Origin of the sequence: Streptomyces sp. NBC_01451 (genome assembly GCF_036227485.1) — a bacterium.
Lineage (GTDB): Bacteria > Actinomycetota > Actinomycetes > Streptomycetales > Streptomycetaceae > Streptomyces.
Genome location: NZ_CP109479.1, coordinates 1,694,149 through 1,716,092 on the forward strand (window position 1 = coordinate 1,694,149; position 21,944 = coordinate 1,716,092).

Sequence of the window (21,944 nt, forward strand, 5' to 3'; positions counted from 1 at the left end):
CCGCATGGTGATCCGCGCCACGGCCCAGCGCCTCCGTGACCGTCGTCGCCGGGCGGCCGACCGCAGATTCGGCGTCCGCCTGCTCGGTTCGGCCGCGGTCGCCGCGGTCGCCGCCGTCCCCTTCGGCCTGCTGCTCGTCCTGGTCGAGGGCCACTGGGAGCCGCTGCGCCGTCTCGACGCGGGCGCGGCACGGCGGTTGCACGAGGCAGCCCTCGAACACCCGGCGTGGACGGACACCCTGCGTTTCCTGTCCGACCGGGTGTGGGACCCGTTCACCCTGCGGACGGTCGTCGCGCTGCTGACGGTGTGGCTGCTGTACCGCCGGGCCTGGCGCCTCGCCGCCTGGTCCGCGGTGACGGCCGTGACCGGCGGGTTGGTGGGGCTCCTGGTCAAAGTCGTGGTCGAGCGGGCCAGACCGTCCCTGGTGGACCCGGTCGCGCACGCCCCGGGATTCTCCTTCCCCTCGGGTCACGCGATGACCGCGACCACCTCGTTCGCCGTCCTGCTGCTGGTCCTGTTGCCCATGGTGCCGCGCGCTGCGCGGGCGCTGTGCTGGTGCGCGGCGGTCGGGTCCGTGCTGGGCGTCGGCTTCACCCGGATCGCGCTCGGCGTGCACTGGTTCAGCGATGTCGTGGGCGGCTGGCTGCTGGGCCTCGCCGTCGTCGCCCTCACCGCCTGGGCCTTCGAGGCCTGGCGCAGCGACGCGGGCCGCGGCCGTGCCCGGTTGCGGGAGGGCCTGGAGCCCGAACTCACCGACGCCCACCCCGAACCCGGCCCGTCCGGCCGGGAGCGTGCCGACGGATCCGTGCGCGGCTGACGGCCGGGCCGGGAGACTCCCGCACCCGGGTCACGCGTTCTTCGGAAGCTCGTACGTGCCGTACTCCGGGCGGCCCGCGAACTCGTACGTCTGGGTGGAGACGCCCGCCTCGGTGGTCCGGCCGCCGACGTGCCGGAAGGCGGTCGGGACGGCGCCCTCCGCGAAGAGGCGGCGCCCGGCGCCGAGGACGACCGGGAAGGTCAGCAGATGCACCCTGTCGACGAGACCGAGGGCGAGGAGGGACTGGGCGAGGGCTCCGCTGCCGTGCACCTGCACCTCACGGCCGGTGCGCTCCTTGAGAGCGGTGACCTCTTTGCCGAGGTCACCGCCCAGCACGGTCGTGCCGGCCCACTCGGGGTCCTGGAGGCTCGCGGAGGCCACGTACTTCGGCAGGGAGTTCAGCCGGGACGCGACCGGGTCGGCGGGGTCGGTGACCTCGGGCCAGTACGAGGCGAAGATGTCGTACGTACGGCGGCCCAGGAGGAACGCGTCGACGCGGCCGAAGACCTCCTCCACGAACCGGCCGAAGTCCTCGTCCCCGTACGGGACACTCCAGCCGCCCTGTTCGAAGCCGTCCCGCGGGTCCTCCTTGAGGCCTCCGGGGGCCTGGTAGACGCCGTCGAGGGTGACGAAGGAGGTGAGGGTGCCCATGGCGGATGCCGGCTCTCTCGGAGGGGTCTGCCTCCATCACCTCGGACCCCGTCGGCGCCCGCGACTCATCGGCGGGCGGACCTCGGAGTGCTGGACACCGGTGTCCGCCCACCGCCGCGTCGCCGTACGCGGCGGAGGCCGCCTCAGCCCCCGAGCGCCCGATACCGGGCCGTCAGTTCCCCCGCCCCCTCCTCGGTCAGGGAGCCGAACAGCCGCAGCCGTGAGATCCCGCCGTCCGGATAGATGTCCACGCGCGCGTGCGTGCCCTTCGCCGGGGCCGGCAGGACGAACCGGTGGTTGGTGTCGGGCTGGAGGCGGGTGCGCGGAAGGATCTCCGTCCACTCGCCGTTCTCGCCGTCCCGGAGCGACACCGTCGCCCAACCGGCGCTGTTTCCCTTCAGGTACGCCGTGTCGATCTCGACGGCCCGGATCTCCGACCGCGCCACCAGCCGGTAGCGGATCCAGTCGTTGCCCTGGTCGCGGCGGCGGCGCGTCTCCCACCCGTCGTCCATCTTGCGGGAGCGCCCCGGCTGGATGGTGTTCGACGCCGGTGAGTAGAACAGGTTGGACGCGTCCTCGGCCCGGCCGCCGTTCTCCAGGGCGACCACGTCGAAGGTGCCCAGCGCCGCCAGCCACTCCGGGTCCGGGACGACCTCGCCGTACACCCGCAGGCGCGCGATCCCCCCGTCGGGATGCTGGTTCACCCTCAGGTGCGTGAAACGCTGTTCGAGCGACACCTCGAAGCCGTTCGCCGCGTGGCCGCCCACCTTCGTGCGCGGCACCAGCGTCGTCCACTTCACGTCGTCCGCCAGCAGTTCCTCGGGGGACGGGGAACCCGGTACCGACACGCCCTCCACGGACACGGCCTGCGGATAGTTGCCCCGGAAGTGGGCGGTGTCGACCACGATGCCGCGTACGACGCCCGGCGCGCCGAGCCGCACCAGCGCCCAGTCGTGGTCCTCGGCCGTCGGCCACGGGTGCTCGGCCGAAGCGCCGCGCCGGCGCCGTGTCTCCCAGCCGTCCATGATCTTGCCCTTGTGGCCGAAGTGCTCGGGCACGAACTCCGCGGGCTCGGGCACGAGCATGTTCTCGCGGTCGGCGAAGAACTCGTCGTTGGCGGCGGTCACCCCGGCCCCGAGGCGGCGGTCGGCGAGGTCGGCGTACTGGGTGAAGGGGAAGTCCGCGGTGCGGTAGTCCGCGTACGGGTCGCCGCCTCCGTAGGGGTTCGCGTCGCCGGTGAAGCTCGGAATCGCGGTCACGGTGATCAGTTCTGCCTTTCGGAGTCGGCGCTGCGGGTGCCGGGAATCGGAGAAGGGAAGAGGGGGACGGGGAGGGGGAGGCGTATCAGGGCGTGCGGGTGAGGAGTTGTCCCCTCGGCCCGGTGAACTCGCCCTCCGACACGATGCGTTCGCCGCGCAGCCACGTCGATCTGACGACCCCGCTGAGGGTCTTGCCCGCGTACGCCGTCACGCGGTTGCGATGCTGGAGGGCGGCCGGGTCCACGGTGAAGGTCTCGTCCGGCGCGAGTACGGCGAAGTCGGCGTCCCGGCCCGCCTCGATGGCGCCCTTGCGTGCGCCGAGGCCCACCAGGGCGGCCGTGCGCGTGGACATCCAGCGCACGACGTCCTCCAGGGAGTGGCCTCTTTCCCGCGCCTCGGTCCACACCGCCGCGAGGCTCAGCTGGAGCCCCGAGATGCCGCCCCACGCCGTGGCGAAGTCGGCGGTCTTCAGGTCGGCGGTGGAGGGCGAGTGGTCGGTGACCACGCAGTCGATCGTGCCGTCGGCCAGCGCCTGCCACAGCAGGTCCTGGTTGGCGGCCTCCCGGATGGGCGGGCAGCACTTGAACTCGCTCGCCCCGTCCGGGACTTCCTCGGCGGTGAGGGTCAGATAGTGGGGACACGTCTCGACGGTGATCCGCACCCCCTCCGCCTTCGCCGCCGCGATCAGCGGCAGCGCGTCGCTCGACGACAGGTGCAGGACGTGCACGCGCGCGCGCAGACGCTTCGCCTGCTCGATCAGGCCGGCGATCGCCCTGTCCTCCGCGCCGCGCGGGCGCGAGGCGAGGAAGTGGGCGTACTCGGGGCCGCCCCGCTGCGGGGCCGAGTCGAGGTGGTGCGGGTCCTCGGCGTGCACGATGAGGAGTCCGTCGAAGCCCGCGATCTCGGCCATCGACCGGCCCAGTTGCTCCTGGTCGAGGTGCGGGAACTCGTCCACGCCGGACGGCGACAGGAACGCCTTGAAGCCGAAGACACCGGCGTCGTGCAGGGGACGCAGGTCCTTGACGTTGTCGGGCAGCGCGCCGCCCCAGAATCCGACGTCGATGTGCGCCTTGCCTGCGGCCACCTCCCGCTTCGTCCGGAGGTGGTCGACCGTCGTCGTCGGCGGGAGGGAGTTGAGGGGCATGTCGACGAGCGTGGTGATACCGCCGGCCGCGGCGGCGCGCGTGGCGGTCCAGAACCCCTCCCACTCCGTGCGTCCGGGGTCGTTGACGTGTACGTGGGTGTCGACCAGACCGGGCAGCAGGACGTCGTCCCCGAAGTCCTCCAGGCGCGGGCCGGGCGGTACGTGGGCCTCGTACGGGAGTACGGCCGTGATCCTGCCGTCGGCGACCGTGACGGTGGCCGCACGTGTCCCCTCGGGTGTGATGACGCGCGTCGAGCGCAACACCAGTTCGATGGCGGACACCCGGACCCCTCTCTGTCGCCTCTGCACCGTGAATCCCGCCGTTAACTTCCACGTAACGGAATTCAACTTTCTGTTGAAGGAGTCTTCACCGACCACCCCACACCGTCAAGAGCCACCCTGCCGACCCGCCCGGCCCGACGCCAACCGGGGCGGCAACCTGGATGTTTCCACAAGACGGAATTAGGGTTCCGTAAAACAGAACGTAGCTGTCCGCCAGCAGAACGTCAGGCAACCGCCCGGTAGGCTGCACCATCGCCTGTCAGCAGTGAAAGGAACGCGCCGTGCCGACGCCCAGCGCCAGCTCCACCGACGCCGCCAAACCCGCCGCCGCCGGCGGTGTCCAGTCCCTGGAGCGCGCCTTCGATCTGCTGGAGCGCATGGCGGACGCGGGCGGTGAAGTCGGCCTCAGCGAACTGTCCGTGAGCAGCGGACTGCCGCTCCCCACCATCCACCGGCTCATGCGCACCCTCGTGTCCTGCGGTTACGTACGCCAGCAGCCCAACCGCCGGTACGCGCTGGGCCCGCGCCTGATCCGTCTCGGCGAGTCCGCGTCCCGCCTGCTCGGCACCTGGGCCCGCCCCTATCTGGCCCGGCTGGTCGAGGAGACCGGCGAGACGGCCAACATGGCGCTCCTGGACGGCGACGAGATCGTGTACGTGGCACAGGTTCCGTCCAAGCACTCGATGCGCATGTTCACGGAGGTGGGCCGGCGCGTCCTGCCGCACTCCACCGGTGTCGGCAAGGCCCTGCTCGCCGACATCCCGCCGGACGAGGTGCGTTCCCTCCTCGCCCGTACGGGCATGCCGGCCGCGACCGAGAAGACGCTCACGACCCCGGACGGCTTCCTGGCCGCCCTGGAGGACGTGCGCCGCCTCGGTTACGCGGTCGACGACAACGAGCAGGAGATCGGCGTCCGCTGTCTCGCGGTCTCCGTCCCCGACTCCCCCACCGCCGCCGCGATCTCGATCTCGGGCCCGGCGGGCCGGGTCACCGAGGAGGCGACCGAGAAGATCGTGCCCGTACTGAAGCAGGTGGCGGCCGAGTTGGCGGTGGCACTGGCGAGTTCGGGCAGCCCCGCCCACTGACTCCCGGCCGTCGGTCAGCGGTGCGGCGGTTTCCCGAACAGATCCACCGCGGTGCGCACGTCCGACAGTCCCCGGGCGAGCGCGCTGACCGAGCCGATCGCGCCGGCGATCAGGAGCAACGAGCGGCGCAGGCGCGGGATTTCGGGGCTGCCGGTAATCGCCATCGCGGCCAGACAGGCCAGTTCGTCCTCGGCGATGCCACGGTCGGGGAACTCGGCCGGATGCGCGGCGAGTTCGCGGCGCAGCCGGGACACCGCGGTCCGTAACTCCGCCACTCTCGGATCCTCGTCGCTGCCGGCCACCGACCTCTGCCCCAAGCTCCGCAACACAGCTCCCCCACTGGCCCCCACGCGCGTCCCGCACGCCCCCGTTGTGCTCGTCGGGCGCCGGGGACGCGGGACAGTAAACGCCACCCACGCGACAGGCGCCACACCGAGGACCGAAATTCAGCCCATGAACACCGCCGGTCCGGCTCCCCGTCAGGTATGCAGGAGGCATGACGGAGAAAGCGGACCGGGTGGCAGGGCTGTTGCTCGCGGCGGGAGGGGGGCGACGGCTCGGCGGGCGGCCCAAGGCCCTCCTCGAACACCGTGGACGCCTTCTCGTCGAACACGCGGCCGACGCCCTGCGCGCGGCGGGCTGCTCCCCGGTCCATGTCGTCCTCGGGGCGCAGGCCGACGACGTACGGAAGCGCGCGGACCTGGCGGGGTGTGTTCTGGTGGACAACCCGGAGTGGGCCGAGGGCATGGGGTCCTCACTGCGGGCCGGGCTGGCGTCCCTGCGCGGCTCGGGGGCGCGCGCGGCTCTCGTCTCGCTCGTCGACCAGCCGGGCATCGGGCCGGAGGCGATGGCCCGCGTCCTCGCCGCACACACCTCCGGGGAGCACACCTCCCGGGAGGCCCTCGCGGCGGCCTCGTACGACGGCGCGCGCGGGCATCCGGTGCTGTTCGGCGCGGCCCACTGGGCGGGGGTCGCGGCGGCGGCGGTCGGTGACCGTGGCGCCCGCGACTATCTCAGGGCCCACGGCGGCGCGGTCACACTCGTCGAGTGCGGCGATGTGGCGCAGCCGTACGACATCGACACCGCGGCGGACCTGGATCGATTGGAGTAGGGGCTCCTCGCCGCGAAGAATCTCGACATCAACAAATCATTGAACTTCCACGATGAGGAAACTAGCATCCACTGATCAGAAACATCCGTACCAAGCAGCTCACAGCAACCCGTATCAGCCCGCTGAAGGAAGTGACCGCTCATGTCCGCACCAGCGCCGTCCCCGCTGGCCATCGTCGACGCCGAGCCCCTGCCCCGGCAGGAGGAGGTGCTCACCGATGCGGCGCTGGCCTTCGTGGCCGAGTTGCACCGGCGTTTCACGCCCCGGCGTGACGAACTCCTCGCGCGCCGTGCGGAGCGTCGCGCCGAGATCGCCCGCACCTCGACCCTCGACTTCCTCCCCGGGACGGCCGCGATCCGCGCCGACGACTCCTGGCGGGTCGCCCCGTCCCCCGCGGCTCTGAACGACCGGCGTGTCGAGATCACCGGGCCGACCGACCGCAAGATGACGATCAACGCCCTCAACTCGGGCGCGAAGATCTGGCTGGCGGACTTCGAGGACGCCTCCGCGCCGACCTGGGAGAACGTGGTCCTCGGTCAGGTCAACCTGGCCGACGCCTACACCCGGAACATCGACTTCACCGACCCGGCGAGCGGCAAGTCGTACGCCCTCAAGGCAGACGCCGAACTCGCGACCGTCGTCATGCGGCCCCGTGGCTGGCACCTGAACGAGCGTCATCTCCAGCTCGACGGGCAGCAGGTGCCCGGCGCCCTCGTCGACTTCGGCCTCTACTTCTTCCACAACGCGCAGCGCCTCCTCGACCTCGGCAAGGGCCCGTACTTCTACCTCCCCAAGACCGAGTCGCACCTCGAAGCCCGCCTGTGGAACGACGTGTTCGTCTTCGCCCAGGACTACGTCGGCATCCCGCAGGGCACCGTCCGGGCGACCGTCCTCATCGAGACGATCACGGCCGCGTACGAGATGGAGGAGATCCTCTACGAACTCCGCGACCACGCTTCGGGGTTGAACGCGGGCCGCTGGGACTACCTCTTCTCCATCGTCAAGAACTTCCGTGACGGCGGCGCCAAGTTCGTCCTCCCGGACCGCAACGCCGTGACGATGACAGCCCCGTTCATGCGCGCCTACACCGAACTCCTCGTCCGCACCTGCCACAAGCGCGGCGCGCACGCGATCGGCGGCATGGCGGCGTTCATCCCGTCCCGGCGCGACGAAGAGGTCAACAAGGTCGCCTTCGAGAAGGTCAAGGCCGACAAGGACCGTGAGGCCGGCGACGGTTTCGACGGTTCCTGGGTCGCCCACCCCGACCTCGTCCCGATCGCCATGGCCTCCTTCGACGCCGTCCTCGGCGACCGGCCGAACCAGAAGGACCGCCTCCGCGAGGACGTCCACGTCGAGGCCGCCGAGCTGATCGCCGTCGACTCGCTCAAGGCCAGCCCGACGTACGACGGGCTGGTCAACGCCGTGCAGGTGGGCATCCGTTACATCGAGGCGTGGCTGCGCGGGCTCGGCGCGGTCGCCATCTTCAACCTCATGGAGGACGCGGCCACCGCCGAGATCTCCCGCTCGCAGATCTGGCAGTGGATCAACGCGGGTGTCGAGTTCGAGCACGCAGGAAGCACGGAGAAGGCCACCCCGGAGCTGGCCCGCAGGATCGCCGCCGAGGAACTCGCGAACATCCGCGCCGAGATCGGCGACGAGGCCTTCGCGGCCGGCCACTGGCAGCAGGCCCACGACCTGCTGCTCACGGTCGCCCTCGACGACGACTACGCGGACTTCCTGACGCTGCCCGCGTACGAGCAGCTCAAGGGCTGATCTCCGACGAAGCCGGCTTGTCCGAGTGGCCCAGGGACTTTTCCGGGGCCACTCGGTCGCGTACGGCCTGCTTCACGGCCGTGGGCTCCGGGAAGCCCTGTTCCCTGCGGTCCCAGACCACCTCGCCGTCGACCCGGACGACGAACACGCCGCCGGTGCCGGGCTTGAGCGACAGCTCGCCGAGCTCCGTCTCGAAGGTGGTGAGCAGCTCCTGTGCCAGCCAGGCCGCGCGGGGCAGCCAACGGCACTGGGTGCAGTACTCGATCTGTACTACCGGTCCGACCTGGTTCATCCGAGATGCACCGACCAATCCTGTTCCGCCGCCGGTTTGCCGTGCAGGTCGGGGACCCGCTTGAGCCAGTTCGGCCGGTCCCGCTGTGTCTTCGCCGCGCGTCGGGCGTCCTCCGCGGCCAGTTCCTCGCGGCCGGGGAAATCGGTGGGCAGCCAGGACGCGGACGCCCGCACGCGCGCGTGGAGGTACGACACATAGGCGTCCCGGACCTCGTCGGGTGTCGTGAAGCCCGCTTCGGTCTCCAGCCAGGCGTCCGGTACCTCGGCCAGTACCTCGCGCAGCAGTTCCTCCGTCACGCGGGGCGCCAGTTCTGCGTCGGCGGCGCGGGTGTCCGGGGCGTAGGGGCCGAGGGCGTGGCGGCGGAAGTCGTACGCCTTCCCGGGGGCCGACAGATCCCACCTGTGGTGGAAGACGAGGGCCGCGCCGTGGTCGATCAGCCACAGGCGCGGCGGCGCGATGCCGAACGTGGGCCAGACCATCAGGTTGGAGCTGTGCGTCGTACGGTCCACGTTGACGGTCAGGGCGTCCAGCCAGACGATCCGGCCCGCCTCCAGCGGATCGACGTCGAAGGAGGCCGCCGTCTCCGGTGTGAAGTCCCTGGCGCCCGGCAGGTAGTCCATGCCCAGGTTGAGGCCGGCGCTGGCGTGCAGCAGGTCCTGGACCTCCTGGTGGGGCTCGTGGGCGCCGGTGGCCGGGTCGAAGTGGACGAGGACCAGCTCGGGGAAGCGCAGCCCGAGGGCGCGGGCGAGTTCCCCGACGACCACCTCGGCGACCAGCGCCTTGCGGCCCTGCGCGGAGCCGGTGAACTTCACGACATAGGTGCCGAGGTCGTCGGCCTCGACGACTCCGGGGACGGAACCGCCCGATCTCAGGGGCTCGACGTAGCGGGTTGCCGTGACCTCTCTCATGCCGTGAGCATAGTGATCAGGTGCGACAGCCGGGATCGCGTTTCCGGGCACCGGTCCCGGCTCCGGCCTCAGCGCCAAGAAGGATGCCCCTCCGGTGTGCTGCCGGTGGTGAGCTTGCGGGCACCCGTGCCGTCCGCGCGGACCGCCCAGATCGCCGGGCGGTCGAAGGGCCCCCGGACGAAGGCCACCCACTTGCCGTCCGGTGACCAGACCGGGTCCATCTCCTGGGCGGCCGTCTGCACCAGGGTTTTGTCGTCACTGCCGTCGGCCCTGGCGATGTGGATGTCTCCCCCCGTGCCCTCGCCGGGCGCTCCGGCGGTGTACGCGATGTAACGGCCGTCCGGGGACCAGACGGCGTCCAGCGCCCGCCGGGGCTGGTGGGTCACCTGCCGGGGTTCGGCGCCGGGCTGTGCCGGGTCGACGACGTGGACCTGCCAGCCCGACGTCTTCTGCAGGCAGACGGCGATCAGTTTGCCGTCGGGGGACCAGGCCGGGTCCTCCACCTTCCCGGTGCCGGTGGTGAGTCGCTGCGCGGAGCCGTCCGAGACGTTCACGGTGAACAGCTGCTGCACGTCGTCCGCGTCGCGGCGCAGGACTGCCAGTCGCCTGCCGTCCGGGGACCAGGAGACCCGGCCGCCCGAGATGGCGGCGACCCGGCGGGCGCCGGTACCGTCCGCGTTCGCCGTCCACACGGCCGACCCTTCCGCCGTCTTGCGGGTGAACGCGAACGACTTGTGGTCGGGGGACCACTGCGGGAGGGCGTCGCAGGTCCCGTCGATCAGCCGTTCGGGGTTGTCCGTGGTGGAGTCGCGGCGGCCGATCACGCTGTGGCATTCCGACGATCCGGGCTCCGTGTCCAGCCGGACCAGCAGCGCGGCGTCGGGGAACGCGGCGGGGGCCGACCGCCGGGGCGACGGCGAGGTTCCGCCGGCGTCGTCGGCTCCGGGCTCGCCGGAGCCGGTCCAGCGCTGCCACACGAGCAGCCCCGCGACGGCCGCCGCGACCAGCAGAGCCGCTACGGCGACCGCCCCTCGGCGGCTCTTCCGTGCCCCGGCGTCGCCGGAGGGGTCCGGGGCCGGCGGGAGGACCGGCGGGGGGCCGAAGCCTGGGCCGGGCGGCGACTGGACGGTCAGGGGGTAGGAGGCCTCGGTGCGGCCCTCGGCGGGCGTCGGCGGGGCGGACGTGGCGGGGCGCGGGTCGGTGACCAGCGACTGCCCGTCGGCCACCGGCGGCGCGGGCACGGTCGCGCGCGGGTCCGTGGCGCGGGTCCGGCCGTCGGCTACCTGCGGCAGCGCGGACACCGTCGCACGCCGGTCGCCGGCCAGCGCCTGCCCGTCGGTGACCGGCGGCGGCACGGACACCGTCGTACGCGGGTCGGTGGGCCCGGCGGACGGGCGGTCCGCTGCCGCGAGGTACGCCGCGGGGTTCTGTCTCCGCAGGAGCGCGGTCGCCTCGGCGGGCAGCCAGGTGTCCGACGGATGCCGGACCGTGAGCTGGTCGAGGAACTCCGACGGGCCGGGACGGTCGAGCGGGTCCTTGGCCAGACAGGCCGCGACCAGTCCGCGCAGCAGGTCCGGCACGTCCGTGAGATCCGGCTGTTCGTGGACGACGCGGTAGGGCCAGGCGGCCGACGCCCCGTCGCCGAAGGGAGCGCGGCCCGCCGCCTGGCTGAGCACCACGCCCAGGGCGAACATGTCCACCGCGGGGGTGAGCGTGCCGCCGGTGAGCTGCTCCGGCGCGAGGAAGCCGAGGGTGCCGATCTGGAAGCCGGTCTGGGTGAGGGCCGTGCCGTCGAGGGCCCGCGCGATGCCGAAGTCGATGACCCGGGGGCCGTCCTCCGCGACGATGATGTTGGCGGGTTTCAGGTCGCGGTGGATGACCCCGGCCTGATGAATGGCGGCCAGCGCCTCGGCGAGGCCGGCGGCCAGCACGGTGAGCGTGTCCTCGGGCAGGGGGCCGACCTGGTCGAGCACGTCCCGCAAGGTGGGGCCGGGTACGTAGGCCGTCACCAGCCAGGCCGGCTCGCCCTCCGGGTCGGCGTCCACGACCGGCGCGGTGTGGAAACCGCCGACGCGGCGGGCCGCGGCCACCTCGTCGGCGAATCTGCGCCGGAAGCCCGGTTCCGTGCTCAGTTCGGGCCGTACGACCTTGACGGCCACCGCCCGGCCCGACCGCGACCGGCCGAAGTAGACGACGCCCATTCCGCCCTGGCCGAGGCGTCCGACCAGCCGGTACCTGCCCTCCCCGACAGAGGCGGGATCACCTGCTCCGAGCGGTTTCATGACTCCCCATCCCACCTCTCCGGCCCGGCTGTGGGAACTCATCGCCCCGGCCCCCGTCCCCGTCGAGCGGCCGTGATCAGCCGCGAGGCTCCCATTACCGGCCATCAGTCTAGATGTTCCGCTCATGACGTCATCGGGTCCGGAACGGTTCCCTTCCCGCCGGTGGTTCACCCCGCCAGCGGATTCCGCAGCGGCCGATAGCGGGCGTCCGCGCCGTCTGCGCCGGTCCAGCGCAGCAGCAGGTTGGTCTTGCCGGGCAGGGTGGGCGAGGCGAGGAGTGCGGCGGCCTCGGGGAGGTCGTGGCGGGACAGCTCCCGGCGTACCGCCCGCCAGGGGTCGAAGCCCGGGTGGCGTTCCCGCAGCACCTCAGCGACCTCCGTGAGGTGGTTGACGACCAGGCAGTACACGAGCCGCTCCCAGCCCGCCGCCCGCGTCACGTCCGGCACCAGCTTCACGCCCTCCGCGTCACGGTAGAGGGCCTGTACGGGGGTTCCGTGGGCGTCGACGGCGATCAGGCAGTTCTGGAGGTGGGCCTCGATGACGACGCCGGAGCGTGCGAACAGTTCGACGACCGGTGGCACGGCACAGCGCAGATACGCCGTCCACCAGGCGGCCGGGTCGGCGAGCCCGTCGAGCGGGTTGCCGTCGAAGCCCTCGACCAGCGCGGCGGCGAGCAGCGGGGTGGCGCCCGGTACGACATGGTCGCGCAGGCCGTCGCGGACCAGGACCGCCAGCTCCTCGAAGGCGAAGTCGGCGGTGCGGTAGCCCCGGTCGCCGAGCCAGACCGGCCGGCCCTCGGCGGCGGCGACGACCGCCGCGTCCGTGCGGCGCAGTGCCAGCAGGTCGTGGCGCCACAGTCGGCGTACGTCGTTGGTGATGCGGACGTCGAGGCTGAACTTGACGAAGAGGTCGTGCTCGGGCGCGTACAGCGTGCGGATCGCCGCCGTGGGCCAGGTGTCGGACGCGGTCGTGCCCAGCCGGATCAGCCGGCCGTCCGCGAAGGCGTCCGCCAGGGCCGGGCCGACGAGGTCGAGCTGCCAGGGGTGGGCAGGCAGCAGCCGGTAGCCGGGCGGGGCCGTGCCGAAGGCGTCCAGGGCCGATACGTCGCCCTCCTCGGCGACCGCGTCCTCGCGCACGCCGAACAGCACCAGCGGGAAGGCGGCGTACGCCTCGGGCGCGTACGGCAGCCAGCCCGCGACCGGGCCGCCGCCGCGCGCCTTGGGCGCCGGGTGGTAGGGGTGACCGGTGAGGAGCGACTGCTCGGAGCGCCGGTAAGGGTCCTCGGGCGGGGTGGTCCGGGCCCGGGCGGTGAGCAGTGCGGCGACCGCGTCCCGGCTGTCGGCCATCTCGGCGGGCAGCTCGGCGTTGGACAGACCGGTGTACGCCTGGAGTTCCTCGGCCACGAGCTTGACGAGTTCGGCGTGACCGACCGGGTGCCAGGTGCCGTCGCCCGTGTTCACCTCGGGCGCGGCGGGCCGCCGTCCCCCGCGCACGCGCAGCAGGCGCTCCCCGCTCGGCAGCCGGTACACGCGCGGCCCGCCCGGCCCCGGAACCGGCTGCGCCACCTCCCGGAGCAGGCAGTTCAGCAGGGGCGCGGTCGCGTACGCGTCGGCGCGCGCTCCGATGCCGTCGTCCGTGTGTCCGGCCGGGGGGGCGGTGGGGGGCCTGGTGGGGTCCACGCGTTCCCTCGTTTCTTACGGTGCTTCCCTGCGTCCGCGGTTTCCGCGGTGCGCTGACGATCAAGTATGTCTGTCGTCGTCCATGCCCGTTCACCAGCACATACCCGCACCCAAACCCGCACCCGTACCCCCACCCGAGGAGCCCGCCGTGCACCGTCCCTCCAGCGCAGAGGCCGAGGTCGCCGACGAACTGGCCGCCGTACGTCCCGACCTCGTGTCGCGGTACGCGGCCGAACTGCCCGGCGCGCGGGCCGCCGTACTGACCCGGCTGTGGCGGGCGCTCGTCCACGAGCCGCTGCCGTGGACCGGCCGCCGCGAGGGCGGCACGGTTCTGCTGCCGGCGGACGGCCGCAGGCTGGAGGGCCCGTACGCCGACCCGTACGCCGTCGACGGCCGGGTCACCGCCGTACGGCTCGGGGCGGTGTCCTACGACGATCCGGCGCGGCTGATGACGGACCTGGCCGTCCCGCACGGACTCGCCTTCGCGGCCGAACTCGGGCACAGCGTGGCCTCGTTGGCCCTGTCCCGTGCCGGCCAGGAGGGCGTCCCAGGTGATCCCGCGGCGAGCTGGGAGTGGGAGCAGCGAGTCGTCGACGGCCATCCCTTCCATCCCAACTGCCGTTCCCGGCCCGGTTTTTCCGTGGCCGAGCAGCTCGCGTACGGGCCCGAGCACCGGCCGGTCGTGAAACTGGCGCTGGTGGCGGCGGACGGCTGCGCCGTGCGGGGCGAGTGGCCCGAGTGGCTGCGGGACGGGGGACGTCCGCTGATTCCGGTGCACCCCTGGCAGGCGGCACATGTGATCCGGCTCCCCGGCGGGGCAGGTCTGTCGGCGCATCCTCTGATGTCCCTGCGCAGCCTCGCCCTCCCCGACGGCGGACCGCACCTCAAGACCGCGTTGAGCGCCCGGCTCACCTCCTCGGTACGGGACATCTCGCCGTACTCGATCGAGACGGCGGCGACGGTGTCGGCGTTCATGGAGTCGATGGCCGCGCGTCTCGACGGGCTGCTGCACATCACCAGCACGCTCGGCGCGGTCACCGCCGGCTCCCCCGATCTGGCAGCGGTGCTGAGGGAGTCACCGGACGTGTACGCGGACTCGGGGGCGGGTGAACGCGTGGTGCCCGTCGGGGCCCTCGCCGCCACGGGGTTTCCTCGATCACCCTCCTGGCTGGCCGGGTTCACGCGTCTCGCCCTCACCATCGGTCTGCGTCTGCTCGATCTGGGCGTCGCCCTGGAGGCACACGGTCAGAATCTCCTCGTCGTGCTGTCGGCGACCGGGGACCCCTTGCGGTTGGTCTACCGCGACCTCGCCGACATCCGCGTCAGTCCGGCCCGGCTGGCCCGGCACGGCATCGCGGTGCCGGACCTGGCCGGACGGATCGTCACCGACGACGAACCCACCCTGCGCCGGAAGCTGTTCGGCTCGCTGGTCGCGGGGGCGCTGGGTGCGACGGCCGGTTCGGAGGCGGCGCTGCGGGAGGCGCTGGAGACAGCGGTACACGGGCTGCCGCGCACACCGGATCTCCTGGCGCTGCTCGAACAGCCCCTGCCCACCAAGGCGTTGACCCTGATGCGGCTGTCGCCGGACACGCCCGGGGACCTGTGGACCCAACTGCCCAACCCCTTGGGGGAGGTGAAGCGGGGAGGCGACTGACGGGTCCCGTTTTGAAGCCGACGACCCCGGGTCAATAGGATCCGTCGATGATCACAAGACAACGGCTGGCGGCGGGCGCCTGCGCCCTGCTCACCGCCCTGGCGGCCGGGATCGCGGTCCCGGCCGAAGCCGTCGCCGACGAAATCACCGCACTCGCGCCCAAGGTCAACCTCCTTCTCGACGTCAGCGGTTCGATGCGGGCCCGGGACATAGACGGCCAGTCGCGGATGGCCGCGGCGAAGCAGGCGTTCAACGAGGTACTGGACGCGACACCCGAGGAGGTCCAGCTCGGCATCCGCACGCTGGGCGCCAACTACCCCGGCGACGACCGCAAGGAGGGCTGCAAGGACACCGCGCAGCTCTACCCGGTGGGCCCGCTCGACCGCGTCGAGGCCAAGGCGGCGGTCGCGACCCTCACGCCCACCGGCTGGACGCCGATCGGCCCCGCCCTGCTGAAGGCCGCCGACGACCTCGACGGCGGCGAGGGCACCAAGCGCATCGTGCTGATCAGCGACGGCGAGGACACCTGCGCGCCGCTCGACCCGTGCGAGGTGGCCCGGGAGATCGCTGCCAAGGGCATCGGCCTCACCATCGACACCCTCGGCCTGGTCCCGAACACCAAGATGCGCCAGCAGCTGAGCTGTATCGCGGAGGCGACCGGCGGGACCTACACGTCGGTCGAGCACACCGACGAACTCGCCGACAAGGTCAACCAGTTGGTCGTCCGGGCCGCCGACCCGGTGGTGACGCCGGTGGCCGTCGAGGGCGCGGCCGGGTGCACGGACGCCCCGGCGGTGAAGTCCGGTCTGTACACGGACCGTGAGGAGTTCGGACAGCAGCGCTGGTACCGCGTCGACGTCGAGCCGGGGAAGGAACTGCGCGCCTCGGTGAGCGTGTCCGCCGACCGGGCCGTCAACCCCGACTACGGGGTGCTGCTGCGGGCGATGACTGTGCACGGCCGTGAGATCGTCCGCGGCGAGGGCAACGGCACCGGCCGTACCGACGTCGTCTCGACGGGCCTGCGCTACGCGAAGGCGGAGGCCGACGACGAGGATGACGAGTCGGTGGCCGAGACCGTGTGTCTCCAGGTCACCAACTCCTTCTCGGCGGCCGGTGGCGTGAAGACCACGCCCGGTCTGCCGCTCGAACTGACCGTCGACGTCGTCGACGGCCCGAGCCGGGCGAGCGACGTGGCCTCCTTCGGCCTCGGCCGCGGCTGGTGGCTGCTGGGCACGCTCGTCCTGATCGGTTTCCTCACGGGTGTCCTGTGGGGCTGGATCTCGCGCCTGCGGGTCTCGGTATGGAGGACCAACTGATGCGAGTGCTGGAATTGCTGCGAGTTCCCAAGGGTCAACTGATGCGCGGCAGCCGTGCGTTGGGCACGGCCGTGCTGATGGTCGGGCTGGCCGCGACCCCGGCCGTCGCCGACGCCTCGCCCTCCGCGAGCCCCTCGGACGGCAGTTCGGCCCCCACCTCGGCCGGCACGTCGTTCCGCACGGCGACGGAGATCGACCAGGGGCAGCAGGCCACCGCGAGCGGCTCGGCGGGCGACTACCTGTACTGGTCGTTCCCCGCGGACGCCGGTCAACGCCCCACCGTCAAGGCGACGGTGAAGCTGCCGGACACGCACGCGTCCGAGACCTGGCAGCTCGACGTGTACGACGGTCTGCGGCGCCGCCAGGCCTGCCAGTACGGCGCCCAGACGCGCACCGCCGCCTCGGGCACCGCGTCGGTGGAACTGGCGTGCACCCTGCGCACGGTCCGCGCCTGGTCGGAGCAGTGGGCCAACGACCCGCTGCCGGGCACGTACTACATCCGGCTGACGACGGTGAACCTCGCGACCTCCGACCTCGGCCTCCCGGTCGGCGCCGAAGTACGGATCGACTCCAAGGACATCGGCGGTTCGGCGGCCGTGGACGGCTCGCTGGCGGAGCCGCTGGTACCCGGGATCGCGGTCAGGTCCGAGAACTCCGAGGACACAGCGGACGGTTCGACGACCTCCGCGGTGCTGTCGAGCATCGAGCCCGACGACGGCTGGTCCTCCGGCTGGTGGTCCGACCGCTGGGTCTGGACGGCGATCGGCGGTGCGCTGGCCGCCCTGGCGGGCGTCGGCGGCTACGCCCTGACGCGTGGCTCGGGCCGGCCGAGGCAGGTTCCGCCGGGGGCCTGAGCCAGTCCTGACGGTTCGTCAGCATGCCCGCCGCGCACGGTCGCGCGGCGGGCATGTCCCGTATCGGGTCTCGATCGGGCATCAGGCCCCGATCTCGGGTCAGGCCTCGCGCAGGGCCTTGGCGAGGGTGCCCTCTCCGGTCACCTCGATGCGTCCGCTCCGTACGGCGTCCAGCACGCCCAGGTCTCCCCGGCCGACCGCAGCACACGTGCCGGTGTCCATCGACAGACGGGCGTCGGGCTCCTCGGGGGCCGGCCCGGCGCCGTACACCGGAACGTCCTCCGCGCCGACGTACAGGTGGAACTCGCCCTCCTCCAGCCGGACTTCGACGAGCACGTCCCCGCCCGCCCCGTCGCCCACCGCGTCCAGGCCGCGCAGCAACGGGAGCGCGAACCAGTGCGCCCGTACGGCGTCCGTGGCCCGGCGCTCGCCCAGTTCGGGCGCGCCCCACTCCCCCAGCGCCTGGAGCACCGGCAGCAACCGCCGCCCGCGGCCGGTGAGTTCGTAGACGGACGCGGCTCCCGGCGGGGGCAGCCGGCGCCGGGTCGCGAGGCCGTCGCGTTCCATGTCCTTCAGCCGCGAGGCCAGTACGTCCGTGCTGACGCCCGGCAGATCCGTGTGCAGGTCGGTGTAGCGGCGCGGACCGGCCAGCAGCTCCCGGACGATCAGGAGGGTCCAGCGGTCGCCGACGGCGTCGAGGGCGCGAGCGGTGGAACAGTACTGGTCGTAGCTTCGGCGCGGTGACATGCGACGCAGTCTAGACATGTTGTTGGACTTTCCAAGCTGGAACTTGGTAAAACCAAGCAACACACAAACCGGAGGGGCGTAAGCGCATGGAGTTCCGGCAGTCGAGCAAGCTCAGCGAGGTCTGTTACGAGATCCGCGGGCCGGTGATCGAGCACGCCAACGCGCTGGAGGAGGCGGGCCACAGCGTCCTGCGCCTGAACACCGGCAATCCCGCGCTCTTCGGCTTCGAGGCGCCGCCGGAGATCCTCCAGGACATGATCCGCATGCTGCCGCAGGCCCACGGCTACACGGACTCGCGCGGCATCCTCTCCGCCCGCCGGGCCGTCGCCCAGCGCTACCAGGAGCGCGGTCTGGAGGTCGACGTCGACGACGTCCTCCTCGGCAACGGCGTCTCGGAACTGGTCTCGATGGCGGTCCAGGCACTGGTCGAGGACGGCGACGAAGTCCTCATCCCCGCCCCGGACTTCCCCCTCTGGACGGCGGTCACGACCCTCGCGGGCGGCAAGGCGGTCCACTACCTCTGCGACGAACAGGCCGACTGGTACCCGGACCTGGACGACATGGCGGCGAAGATCACCGACCGCACCAAGGCCGTGGTCATCATCAACCCCAACAACCCCACCGGCGCGGTCTATCCGAAGGAGATCATCGAAGGCATCCTCGATCTGGCCCGGCGCCACGGCCTGATGGTCTTCGCCGACGAGATCTACGACCAGATCCTGTACGACGACGAGGTGCACCACTCCGCCGCCGCACTCGCCCCCGACCTGGTCGTCCTGACCTTCTGCGGACTGTCGAAGACGTACCGGGTCGCCGGTTTCCGCTCGGGCTGGCTGGTGGTGACCGGCCCGAAGCAGCACGCGCGCAGCTACCTCGAAGGCCTGACGATGCTCGCCTCGATGCGGCTGTGCCCCAACGCGCCCGCGCAGTACGCCATCCAGGCCGCGCTCGGCGGCCGGCAGTCCATCTACGAACTCACCGCTCCCGGCGGCAGGTTGCGCGAACAGCGCGACCGCGCGTGGGAACGCCTCAACGAGATCCCCGGCGTCTCGTGCGTCAAGCCGAAGGGCGCGCTGTACGCGTTCCCGCGCCTCGACCCCGCCGTGCACAAGATCCACGACGACGAGCGGTTCGTCCTGGACCTGCTCCTCCAGGAGAAGATCCAGGTCGTGCAGGGTACGGGCTTCAACTGGCCCTCCCCCGACCACTTCCGCATCCTCACCCTCCCGCACGCGGACGACCTGGAGGTGGCGATCAGCAGGATCGGGCGGTTCCTGAGCGGTTATCGGCAGTAGCGCCCGCCGGAGCGGTCGACCGGCGTCCGCCATGGGTATTCCGTCCCCATGACGGACCGACCACTGCTCCTCCTCGACGTCGACGGCCCCCTCAACCCGTTCCGCGCCCGGCTCCTGCGCCACCGGGGCTATGTGACCCACCGGGTGCACCCCGCGACCTGGTCGGCCAAGCAGAAGCCGGGCTCCCGGCGGCTCCGGCGCGGCCTGCGGATACGGCTCCACCCGGGCCACGGCGCCCGGCTGCTCGCCCTGCCGTACGACCTGGTGTGGGCCACGACCTGGATGCACGGGGCGAACAAGATGATCGGCCCCGCGATCGGACTGCCGGCCGACCTGCCGGTCATCGAGTTCACCGACCTGTTCGCCGAGGACCCCGACGGGCTGTACTGGAAGACGCGCCGCGTCGTGGAGTGGGCCGACGGGCGACCCTTCGTCTGGGTGGACGACCTGATCACCGAGCTCGACGTCCGCCATGTGGCCGAGCATCACAGCGGACCGGCGCTGCTGCTGCGGATCGACCCGCGCAGGGGGCTCGGGGAGCGCGAGTTCGCCGAGCTGGAGCGCTGGGCTCGCGATGTCAGTACCGGGTCGTAGTCTTCGAGGAACGGGTCGAATCGACCGATCGACCGTACGAGCCGACGGCCGGAGAGGGGTGCGCCGTGACACGTCCGCCGACCGCCGCCCAGCGACGCGTCATCGACGCCGCCGACCCCGTCACCGGACGGCTGCGGGGTACGGAGTTCCAGCTCGCCGCGCTGGTCGGGCGGGGCCTCGCCTTCCGGCACCCGCGGCCACCGCACGACCACTTCCTGACACCGGCCGGCCATCGGATACGGGAGGAGACGCGGCCCACGGACACACCTGTCGCCGCCGGGGCTGCCCCCGCGTCCGGGGGCACCGGGGCGTTCGCCGCACGGGTGGGCGGCGAGGCGGAGGCACCGGCCGCCGGTCCCGCCCGGACGCGTGAGGTGCACAGTGCCTGGCAGGGGTTGCTGGAACTGCGTCGGATGACCAACAGGGACGGGGCCACGGACCGTCCGTGCGGCTGGGAGCGTACGCATCTGGTGCAGGCCGCCGCGTTGGCGCTCGAGGCGGCCGGCCACCTCCCGGCGGACGGGAAGGGCGCCGGCGGCTACCGGGTGCGGGCGACTCCGCAGCCGGAGGCCGTCGCCGTGCGTGAGTCCGACGGCGACGCGCTGCGGGCCTGCGCGGCCACGCTGGAGAAGGCGGGCTGGCAGGCCGGCGAGCACAGCGAGCCGCGTACCGGCACGCGCTATCTGCTGGCGTCCCCCCGGCGGAAGTAACGGCCGCACGCACAAGGACAGTTGGCGGCTGTGAGCAACCGCTCAGTACGCTTGCGTCCTCATGGCGAAGCCGAGCAGTCGTGAAGGGGAAGTCGTGGCCGAACCGTTTTCCGTCCCGGTGACCGTGCGCGGGTACGAGACCGATGTGCAGGGACACCTCAACCAGAGCGTGTACCTCAACTACGCGGAGCACGCCCGCTGGGCCCTGCTCCACGCGGCCGGCATCAGCCAGGCGGAGCTGATGTCCAAGGGTGTGGGTCCGGTGGCCCTGGAGACCACCATCCGCTATCAGCGGGAGCTACTCGCGGGCGACGAGGTCGAGGTGACCTGCGAGTTCCTCTGGGGCGAGGGCAGGACCTTCCGTATCCGGCAGACGATCCGCAAGGCCGACGGCACGGTCGCGGCGGAACTCGTGGGGGTCGGCGGGCTGATGGATCTCAAGGTGCGCAAGCTCGTCGCGGACCCGAAGGAGTACTTCCGCGCACTGGCGTCGCAACCGCGACTCTTCGGACTCTGACCGGTACTCACAGCGACCTCCTACCGTCACCCCACGGCATTCCCAACTTGGCGCGCGACTCTCAACCTCTTCCCGCCGCGCCCTTCTTGGAGACCCCGTGCCGATGATGCAAAGAGCCGCCGCCCGTCGTACGCTGCTGGCCGCGCTCGGCGCCACCGCGATCCTGACCACCCAGCGGATCGCGTCCGGCGCGACCACCGAGGCGACCGCCGACGGGCTCGACGACCCGGCCAAGAAGGACATCGCGATGCGGCTGGTGTGCAGCGCGGAGAACTCGTCCCTGGACTGGCAGGCGCAGTACGCGTACATCGAGGACATCGGCGACGGGCGCGGCTACACCGGCGGGATCATCGGCTTCTGCTCCGGTACGAGCGACATGCTGGCCCTCGTCGAGCTGTACACCGAGCGGGACGCGGACAACGCCCTGGCCGCCTATCTGCCCGCCCTGCGCGCGGTGGACGGCACCGACTCGCACGAGGGCCTGGACCCGGGCTTCCCCGCCGCCTGGCGGAAGGCGGCGAAGACGTCCGCCTTCCGGGACGCCCAGAACGACGAGCGTGACCGCGTCTACTTCGACCCGGCCGTCGCCCTCGCCAAGAAGGACGGCGTCGGCACGCTGGGCCAGTTCGCCTACTACGACGCCATGGTCATGCACGGTCCCGGCACGGACGGTCTCACCTTCGGCGGCATCCGCACACGGGCCCGCGCGAACGCGGCCACCCCGGCCGACGGCGGCGACGAGACGACGTACCTGAACGCCTTCCTCGACGCCCGGGTGTGGGCGATGCGGCAGGAGGCGGCCCACGAGGACACCAGCCGCGTGGACACCGCCCAGCGGGTCTTCCTCGACCAGGGGAACCTGAACCTGGATCCGCCGCTCGACTGGAAAGTGTACGGGGACAGTTACTACATCGGCTGACCGGCACCGGCCACCACGCCGACCGTGCCGGCTGGACTCCGGCCGAGGGCCGTCC

21 protein-coding genes are annotated in these 21,944 nt (G+C 72.1%); 12 read left to right on the top strand and 9 right to left on the bottom strand.

Going from position 1 to position 21,944, the window contains the following annotated elements; genetic code table 11:
* Nucleotides 1-4: 4 nt before the first annotated feature.
* The gene (locus OG595_RS07300) at nt 5-817 is read left to right on the top strand and encodes a phosphatase PAP2 family protein (protein WP_329269138.1); all 813 of its coding nucleotides are present in this window, start codon (nt 5-7) and stop codon (nt 815-817) included.
* A 30-nt stretch (nt 818-847) separates the two neighbouring features.
* On the opposite strand, the gene OG595_RS07305 is transcribed toward OG595_RS07300, so the two are convergent.
* The 3 genes from OG595_RS07305 to allB all read right to left on the bottom strand — a co-directional run bounded on the left by OG595_RS07305 (nt 848) and on the right by allB (nt 4,153).
* Complete coding sequence (locus tag OG595_RS07305; protein WP_329269140.1) at nt 848-1,468, bottom strand: dihydrofolate reductase family protein; 621 nt, start codon at nt 1,466-1,468, stop codon at nt 848-850.
* 143 nt (nt 1,469-1,611) lie between these two features.
* The gene (alc, locus tag OG595_RS07310; RefSeq protein WP_329269142.1) at nt 1,612-2,727 is read right to left on the bottom strand and encodes an allantoicase; all 1,116 of its coding nucleotides are present in this window, start codon (nt 2,725-2,727) and stop codon (nt 1,612-1,614) included.
* 85 nt (nt 2,728-2,812) lie between these two features.
* Nucleotides 2,813-4,153 carry an allantoinase AllB gene (gene allB / locus OG595_RS07315; RefSeq protein WP_329269144.1) on the bottom strand — a complete coding sequence of 447 codons (1,341 nt, stop codon included), beginning with the start codon at nt 4,151-4,153 and terminating at the stop codon, nt 2,813-2,815.
* 281 nt (nt 4,154-4,434) lie between these two features.
* On the opposite strand from allB, the gene OG595_RS07320 reads away from it, so the two are divergent.
* Complete coding sequence (locus tag OG595_RS07320) at nt 4,435-5,238, top strand: IclR family transcriptional regulator (RefSeq protein ID WP_329269146.1); 804 nt, start codon at nt 4,435-4,437, stop codon at nt 5,236-5,238.
* 14 nt (nt 5,239-5,252) lie between these two features.
* Here OG595_RS07320 and OG595_RS07325 read toward each other — a convergent pair whose 3' ends face one another.
* Nucleotides 5,253-5,567 carry a DUF5955 family protein gene (locus tag OG595_RS07325; RefSeq protein WP_329269148.1) on the bottom strand — a complete coding sequence of 105 codons (315 nt, stop codon included), beginning with the start codon at nt 5,565-5,567 and terminating at the stop codon, nt 5,253-5,255.
* A gap of 167 nt (nt 5,568-5,734) precedes the next feature.
* On the opposite strand from OG595_RS07325, the gene OG595_RS07330 reads away from it, so the two are divergent.
* Complete coding sequence (locus OG595_RS07330; RefSeq protein WP_329269151.1) at nt 5,735-6,349, top strand: nucleotidyltransferase family protein; 615 nt, start codon at nt 5,735-5,737, stop codon at nt 6,347-6,349.
* A 141-nt stretch (nt 6,350-6,490) separates the two neighbouring features.
* The gene (aceB, locus tag OG595_RS07335; RefSeq protein WP_329269154.1) at nt 6,491-8,122 is read left to right on the top strand and encodes a malate synthase A; all 1,632 of its coding nucleotides are present in this window, start codon (nt 6,491-6,493) and stop codon (nt 8,120-8,122) included.
* Here the strand turns inward: aceB and OG595_RS07340 are convergent.
* From OG595_RS07340 to OG595_RS07355, 4 genes are all read right to left on the bottom strand, one after another.
* Complete coding sequence (locus OG595_RS07340; protein ID WP_329269156.1) at nt 8,112-8,414, bottom strand: SelT/SelW/SelH family protein; 303 nt, start codon at nt 8,412-8,414, stop codon at nt 8,112-8,114. The two genes, aceB and OG595_RS07340, sit on opposite strands and share 11 nt — an antisense overlap.
* Nucleotides 8,411-9,322, bottom strand: a complete 912-nt coding sequence (locus tag OG595_RS07345; RefSeq protein ID WP_329269158.1) for a HipA family kinase — start codon at nt 9,320-9,322, stop codon at nt 8,411-8,413. Before OG595_RS07345 ends, OG595_RS07340 begins: the two co-directional genes overlap by 4 nt.
* Nucleotides 9,323-9,390: 68 nt before the next feature.
* Entirely contained in the window at nt 9,391-11,604 is a 2,214-nt protein-coding gene (locus OG595_RS07350; protein ID WP_329269160.1) for a protein kinase domain-containing protein, read from the bottom strand.
* A gap of 167 nt (nt 11,605-11,771) precedes the next feature.
* Nucleotides 11,772-13,283 carry an IucA/IucC family protein gene (locus tag OG595_RS07355; protein ID WP_329269162.1) on the bottom strand — a complete coding sequence of 504 codons (1,512 nt, stop codon included), beginning with the start codon at nt 13,281-13,283 and terminating at the stop codon, nt 11,772-11,774.
* 148 nt (nt 13,284-13,431) lie between these two features.
* Here OG595_RS07355 and OG595_RS07360 point away from each other — a divergent pair, with 148 nt between their 5' ends.
* The 3 genes from OG595_RS07360 to OG595_RS07370 are packed head-to-tail and all read left to right on the top strand — an operon-like array spanning nt 13,432 to nt 17,107.
* Complete coding sequence (locus tag OG595_RS07360) at nt 13,432-14,937, top strand: IucA/IucC family protein (protein WP_329269165.1); 1,506 nt, start codon at nt 13,432-13,434, stop codon at nt 14,935-14,937.
* A gap of 47 nt (nt 14,938-14,984) precedes the next feature.
* A complete protein-coding gene (locus tag OG595_RS07365; protein ID WP_329269168.1) occupies nt 14,985-16,253 on the top strand; it encodes a VWA domain-containing protein in 1,269 nt (422 codons plus the stop codon).
* A gap of 41 nt (nt 16,254-16,294) precedes the next feature.
* Nucleotides 16,295-17,107, top strand: coding sequence for a hypothetical protein (locus OG595_RS07370; protein ID WP_329282712.1), 813 nt, complete (start codon nt 16,295-16,297; stop codon nt 17,105-17,107).
* A gap of 99 nt (nt 17,108-17,206) precedes the next feature.
* On the opposite strand, the gene OG595_RS07375 is transcribed toward OG595_RS07370, so the two are convergent.
* Nucleotides 17,207-17,854, bottom strand: a complete 648-nt coding sequence (locus tag OG595_RS07375) for a winged helix-turn-helix transcriptional regulator (protein WP_329269170.1) — start codon at nt 17,852-17,854, stop codon at nt 17,207-17,209.
* 86 nt (nt 17,855-17,940) lie between these two features.
* Between OG595_RS07375 and OG595_RS07380 the strand changes: the two genes are divergently transcribed.
* The 5 genes from OG595_RS07380 (at nt 17,941) to OG595_RS07400 (ending at nt 21,889) form a co-directional block, all read left to right on the top strand.
* On the top strand, nt 17,941-19,149 hold the full coding sequence (locus OG595_RS07380) for a pyridoxal phosphate-dependent aminotransferase (RefSeq protein ID WP_329269173.1): 1,209 nt from the start codon (nt 17,941-17,943) through the stop codon (nt 19,147-19,149).
* 48 nt (nt 19,150-19,197) lie between these two features.
* Nucleotides 19,198-19,743 (top strand): HAD domain-containing protein, encoded by a 546-nt coding sequence (locus OG595_RS07385; RefSeq protein ID WP_329269176.1) that lies wholly within the window; start codon nt 19,198-19,200, stop codon nt 19,741-19,743.
* 65 nt (nt 19,744-19,808) lie between these two features.
* Nucleotides 19,809-20,453 (top strand): hypothetical protein, encoded by a 645-nt coding sequence (locus tag OG595_RS07390; protein ID WP_329269178.1) that lies wholly within the window; start codon nt 19,809-19,811, stop codon nt 20,451-20,453.
* A 94-nt stretch (nt 20,454-20,547) separates the two neighbouring features.
* Nucleotides 20,548-20,970 carry an acyl-CoA thioesterase gene (locus tag OG595_RS07395; protein WP_329269180.1) on the top strand — a complete coding sequence of 141 codons (423 nt, stop codon included), beginning with the start codon at nt 20,548-20,550 and terminating at the stop codon, nt 20,968-20,970.
* A 106-nt stretch (nt 20,971-21,076) separates the two neighbouring features.
* Nucleotides 21,077-21,889: a chitosanase gene (locus tag OG595_RS07400; protein ID WP_329282714.1), complete on the top strand. Its 813-nt coding sequence runs from the start codon at nt 21,077-21,079 to the stop codon at nt 21,887-21,889.
* Nucleotides 21,890-21,944 lie beyond the last annotated feature (55 nt).

Coding starts and splice junctions, on each gene's coding strand:
- OG595_RS07375 (WP_329269170.1), bottom strand. CDS start 17,854: ATGTCACCGCGCCGAAGCTACGACCAGTACTGTTCCACCGCTCGCGCC.
- aceB (WP_329269154.1), top strand. CDS start 6,491: ATGTCCGCACCAGCGCCGTCCCCGCTGGCCATCGTCGACGCCGAGCCC.
- OG595_RS07350 (WP_329269160.1), bottom strand. CDS start 11,604: ATGAAACCGCTCGGAGCAGGTGATCCCGCCTCTGTCGGGGAGGGCAGG.
- OG595_RS07340 (WP_329269156.1), bottom strand. CDS start 8,414: ATGAACCAGGTCGGACCGGTAGTACAGATCGAGTACTGCACCCAGTGC.
- OG595_RS07385 (WP_329269176.1), top strand. CDS start 19,198: ATGACGGACCGACCACTGCTCCTCCTCGACGTCGACGGCCCCCTCAAC.
- OG595_RS07400 (WP_329282714.1), top strand. CDS start 21,077: ATGCAAAGAGCCGCCGCCCGTCGTACGCTGCTGGCCGCGCTCGGCGCC.
- OG595_RS07300 (WP_329269138.1), top strand. CDS start 5: ATGGTGATCCGCGCCACGGCCCAGCGCCTCCGTGACCGTCGTCGCCGG.
- OG595_RS07365 (WP_329269168.1), top strand. CDS start 14,985: ATGATCACAAGACAACGGCTGGCGGCGGGCGCCTGCGCCCTGCTCACC.
- OG595_RS07345 (WP_329269158.1), bottom strand. CDS start 9,322: ATGAGAGAGGTCACGGCAACCCGCTACGTCGAGCCCCTGAGATCGGGC.
- OG595_RS07305 (WP_329269140.1), bottom strand. CDS start 1,468: ATGGGCACCCTCACCTCCTTCGTCACCCTCGACGGCGTCTACCAGGCC.
- OG595_RS07330 (WP_329269151.1), top strand. CDS start 5,735: ATGACGGAGAAAGCGGACCGGGTGGCAGGGCTGTTGCTCGCGGCGGGA.
- OG595_RS07380 (WP_329269173.1), top strand. CDS start 17,941: ATGGAGTTCCGGCAGTCGAGCAAGCTCAGCGAGGTCTGTTACGAGATC.
- OG595_RS07370 (WP_329282712.1), top strand. CDS start 16,295: ATGCGCGGCAGCCGTGCGTTGGGCACGGCCGTGCTGATGGTCGGGCTG.